Origin of the sequence: Nostoc sp. 'Peltigera membranacea cyanobiont' 232 (assembly GCF_002245985.1) — a bacterium.
Taxonomy (GTDB): domain Bacteria; phylum Cyanobacteriota; class Cyanobacteriia; order Cyanobacteriales; family Nostocaceae; genus Nostoc.
The window spans coordinates 1-4,920 of record NZ_NOLK01000286.1; the positions used below are offsets into that span (position 1 = coordinate 1).

Consider the following 4,920-nt stretch of genomic DNA (forward strand, 5'->3'; position numbering starts at 1 on the left):
TAGTGAACCACGAGTTCGTAAACGTCGCCCGAAAGCATACCCCTTAATGACGAAACCTCGGCACGAATTACGAAAGCAGTTGCAAACTGCTTAACCACAAGTGTTTCGGCTTTTCTTAGTGCCATTCAATTAATCTCCTTTTTGCACGATATCATCATCAATCGATCGCTCCCGATTCACATTGGGACTATCTGCTGTCCAATTATCATCGACTCTCGCAGATTCAGAAATTATCACCAACTCAGTCTCTTTATTATGATTATTTCCCCATTCATCTAAAACATCTTTAATTAACACTTCTTGCAACCAAATCTTAGCGACAACAGTCAGGGGTAGCGCTAGAAATAATCCTAAAAAGCCAAAGAAAGTGACGAAAAATAGCTGGGCAATTAAGGTTATGGCGGGTAGCAATGAGACTTGATGCGCCATCACGACGGGCGTAATGAAATTGCTCTCAACCTGTTGAATGATAAAGTAGAGAATCAAAACAGCGATCGCTTTCCAAGGTTCATCTAAGAAAGCGATCGCCATTGCTGGGATTACACTCATCGTTGGCCCCAGGTTGGGAATTAAGTTAAAAAATCCCGCTAAAACTGCTAAAGCTAGTGCTGCCTTGACATGCAAAATTAATAAGCCAATAAAACTCATCACCCCCACTACACAGATGGCAATGAAAGCGCCTGTAATCCATCCCTCCAAGGAGACTTCACATTGATCTAAAATCCCATCTACCCGTCGTCGATAAAATGAGGGGAAAAGCCGCACAAATACTTTCCGGTAAGCTAGGGGATCGGCTAACATCATTCCTGTTAAAACCAACACTAGCAAAATCTTTAGGACGACTTCCAAAGAGCCAGATACAAAGGCAAAAGAGTTTCCCAGCAAGCGATTGACGAAGGGCTGTACTTGTTGGATGAGGCTGTTGATATCTGGGATATATGAAACTAACTGGTCAGGAATACGAGTTCTCAGGGCATCAAGCCAACTATTAAAGCGCCCAAACCCTTTAGGAACTTGATAAGTTAGTTCTTGAAACTGCTGGGCAAATGGCGGCACAATTAGCCAGAAAAAACCCACAACGCCTGCGAAAAAGATAGCTACTGCTAGGAGTACAGCGAATCCACGCTTCATTCCAAAGCGTTGAAAGCGTTTCGCTAGCCTATTTAAAGTCGTGGCTAGCACAACTGCGGCAAACATCAGCAAAAGCACTTCCCGAATTTGCCACAGGATGTATAAAGAAAGAAGTATGGCGATTAAGCCGATCCATTGACCGAGTTTCACAGGCTGACTCCCAACGGTTGGCGAGATGCAATTTTATTGTAATTAAGCTAGGTTAGCTGATTTTAGTAACTTGTGCGTAGATGCTCCCAAGTTAATTTTGTTTCTGTGCTTGAAATCGCCACAGGAGAGCGATCGCAATTATAGCGATCGGCAACAATATTATGGTTAGCGCGTTGGTTGCTGTCGCCGGAATTGATAGATTTGGCCCTGCATACTTAATCAATAACGATAACAAAGCCGAGAGTAAAAGTAGTTTCAGAACCAATCCTAGTTGATTTTCCATAAAAATATTTGTGTAGATATAAAAATTTGGGCTGTATCGCCCAGTTTCTACAATAAACCTACAGATACAATCCTTTGCAACTTTCTTGAGGAAATGCGATGCCGAGTTCAGTACCATTGCGCGAACAATAGCATGGAGGAGATGGTTTAATTATGTGCGAATTGCGATCGCCTACTCTTAAAGCTTGCTACGCCTCCCATTCTTCGTTTCTGATCGGTGCTTGAAATTATCTTTTTGGGAAACCTATGAGGCGATTAACTTGGACTGATACATCACCGAAGGCTAGGGGCGACAATAGCTTTAGCCACCCCAGTAGGGTGTGTTATCGCTTTAGCGTAACGCACCATCGACAATTCAGGGTGTGTTAACCCTCAGCCTGCCGCACTTCCTTTAATTCTCGTCAACGGAGTTCAAAGGGGGAGCATCCCAAATCTGTAAATTTATTTTTTGGTAGTGCGGGCTTCTAGCCCGCTTCCTGGACATTAGGGAGCAAGATGCTCCCACTACAAATTTTATTTTGGCAAAATTGGGATGCTCCCGTTCAAAGGTGGATTCATCCAGTTCAAAGACTCTATAATTACGAATTATTTCAACTGCGTTGCCAAATTTTAATCGTCTTATCCAAACTCCCGCTAACCAACATCTCACCGGAAGCTGTGAAAGCTAATGCTGTGACTATATTCCCATGACCTGTAAATGTACCTAGCAATTCCCCGGTTTGTAAATGCCATAATTTGATAGTTTTATCAGCACTACCACTGGCGATAATTTGTCCATCGGGACTTAGTGCGATCGCATATACTCTATCTCTATGTCCTTTCAGAGTATGCAGTAATTCCCCAGTCTCCAATTGCCAAATTTTAATCGTTTGATCCCAGCTACCACTGACGAGTATTCTACCATCTGCACTAATGGCCAAGGAACGAACGATGTGAGAATGACCCATGAGGGTATGCAGTGGTTCTGCGTCCTTTAAACTTTTTATCCCCGTCTGGGGTAAGGTACGCCAAACTTTGATTTTGCGATAGCTACCTGTAACTAAAGTTTCCCCATCCCGACTCAAAACCAGGGAATGAGCTGCTGTATCATCTAGAGAAAGGGCGATCGCAACCTGACGTTGCATTAAATCCCAAAACAGAATTTTTCTGTCATCTCCACCAGTAGCTAACATTCTCCCATCTGGGGTGAAGGCAGCACACCGCACTACCCCATTATGTTTGTGTAAAATATCTATCAAGTCTAAAGCACCTACGTGCCAAAGTTTAATTGTGGAATCTGCACCGCAACTCACTAAAGTCTGTCCATCTGAACTAAAAGCGAGAGAATTCACTTCATCCACTAGCCCAGATATCACCCAAGGATACTCTGATAATGTATCTATTAATTCACCTTTGCTTAAATCCCAGAGCTTCGTCTCTCCCCGACTACCACTTGCCAATATGGGTAAGGCTTTACCATTCTTACACCCAGAACTGAAAGCTAGACAATTAATACCTCTGTTGTGTCCTTGCAAAGTTTGCCAGCATTCCCAGTCACCGACTACCTCCTTAAGGCAATGCTCTGATGGTAAAGTCTGTATTGTATCTGCGATCGCCCGATCGTTAATAACTGGCGACGAGTCTTTTTTACCAACAAGTGATTCTAAATACCAACTCAGCCCCCCGGCATATAACAAGTTACTCGGATTAATGTAGAGTTTTGTTTCAGTAAGTTCAATTTGATTAGCAGGTAAAAAGCCTGTAATTATACTTTGTCTTTCGTATCCTAACTGACCTGTAGATGGATAAAACAAACAGAGAAAAATTAATACTTGGTGATTTTTTAAATCTTCTTGAGTAACCGACCACTTAATTTTGTCTTTCTTAATACCATTAAAACTTTCTCCATCAGCAACATAAACTTGAACACTTAGCTGAGGGTTATCTTTTAATACATAAGAAAATTTGCTTTCGCCACACAAATTTCCTTCATCATCTAAAACCATATTTTGCAAAGTATCGCAAGATACCTTTTTTACCAACTTTCCCAAACGTTCAGTTATCACCCTATCGACAATTAATTCCCGCAAAAGGTAATCTTGGGCTTGTTGCTGGAAGTATTTGGGAAAAGGTATCGTCCAGTCGGGAGGCTCAGGATATTCAGGCGGTATCGGCGGTGGATTTTTGGCGATAACTTCTGCTTGTTGGCGAGAAAGTTCTTGGAGTCTAGCCAATGGCTCGCCCCAAAAAGCCATAATTTCAGTGTGACAACCTTTGACTTGACTTTCTAATAAAGATAAGTCATAAGTTTTAGGTTTCTTCACACGTTGAAGGAAGTCAGTTTGTTGAGCTTTAAGCAAGCTAATCCAATCCATCTGCATTCCTGCGGCAAACTATTGCATACCTACGGTAAGCTATACCAATGCAATTACTCAAGTTTATAACCTTAGTTAATTAAAAATTCAGTAATGTTAGTAGTCTAATAAAACACAGCGATTGGCAGATGTTTCCGGGAAAGATAAAGATGGATAGCACTTAGACGTTTCATGAACTGATGCAGTTGAAGTATATAGAATTAAATGATGTCAGTCAATTCTAACGGAGATGGATAACAAGATACTGTTTCTAAGGAAACACTTCTAGCTGCAAAGTAAAGTTTAATATGACAGGCATTTTAAAGGTTGCGGCAACGTTAAGTCAACAAATACCTCCACTAGACTGACTTAGTAACGGTGTTTTTCGGGGAGATTATCTTAAATTGGCGTAAACGGTAAAGTTCGGCTAATTTTAACCTTTGCGTTTTGGTTGTCTGGGGATAGTACTTACATCAGAAGAGTCGCCAAAAGTATCTCTTGTCTCAATCTGTTTAATTTTCATTTGCAAATTTAAGTCATCACTGCTAACAATTGTTTCTAAATTCGCTAATCTTCGCTCTAACAGTTCTATTTGCTGCTGTTGCAAATAGTTAGTTTTTGATTTTTGTTCATCAGAACGCCAAACAGCAACTGTACCAACAGCTGCGCCACCAATAGCAACTAAGGGGAGAATAGCACCGCTTCTAGTAACGGCTGACAGTGGGACGCAAACTCCAAGAATGGCGACTGTAATGACCCAGATTCTGGTGGTGGCAGATAACCTGACATCTTGGTATTGTTCTAGATTTTGTTGAGATTTCTTAGCCATAAGTCTATCCAAGAAAAGTTATTTGTTAGATTCGCACAATTGCTTACCAAAATACTTCCTACAATGGGGTTAAGTATAATTGCTCTACGAAAGATGACAGTTCGTGCTTTTTTCCCAGCCGCTAAATAAATACTGCCAACCCGGATTTTTCACCACACCTCTCAAAGCCCGTGCTTGTGCAGGCGTTTGATAGAG

General features: G+C 41.5%; 4 protein-coding genes. All 4 read right to left on the reverse strand.

The features are described from left to right. Nucleotides 1-129: 129 nt before the first annotated feature. Nucleotides 130-1,281: an AI-2E family transporter gene (locus tag CDG79_RS39015; protein WP_094346847.1), complete on the reverse strand. Its 1,152-nt coding sequence runs from the start codon at nucleotides 1,279-1,281 to the stop codon at nucleotides 130-132. Nucleotides 1,282-1,372: 91 nt separating this feature from the next. Beyond that, nucleotides 1,373-1,564: a hypothetical protein gene (locus CDG79_RS39020; RefSeq protein WP_094346848.1), complete on the reverse strand. Its 192-nt coding sequence runs from the start codon at nucleotides 1,562-1,564 to the stop codon at nucleotides 1,373-1,375. A gap of 589 nt (nucleotides 1,565-2,153) precedes the next feature. Then, on the reverse strand, nucleotides 2,154-3,923 hold the full coding sequence (locus tag CDG79_RS39025) for a WD40 repeat domain-containing protein (RefSeq protein ID WP_189525296.1): 1,770 nt from the start codon (nucleotides 3,921-3,923) through the stop codon (nucleotides 2,154-2,156). Between the two features lie 406 nt (nucleotides 3,924-4,329). Further along, the gene (locus CDG79_RS39030) at nucleotides 4,330-4,725 is read right to left on the reverse strand and encodes a hypothetical protein (protein WP_094346850.1); all 396 of its coding nucleotides are present in this window, start codon (nucleotides 4,723-4,725) and stop codon (nucleotides 4,330-4,332) included. Nucleotides 4,726-4,920: the final 195 nt, after the last annotated feature.

Bases quoted from the DNA above. Each gene is read 5' to 3' on its own strand.
- CDG79_RS39020 (WP_094346848.1), bottom strand. From the start codon at position 1,564: ATGGAAAATCAACTAGGATTGGTTCTGAAACTACTTTTACTCTCGGCT.
- CDG79_RS39025 (WP_189525296.1), bottom strand. From the start codon at position 3,923: ATGCAGATGGATTGGATTAGCTTGCTTAAAGCTCAACAAACTGACTTC.
- CDG79_RS39030 (WP_094346850.1), bottom strand. From the start codon at position 4,725: ATGGCTAAGAAATCTCAACAAAATCTAGAACAATACCAAGATGTCAGG.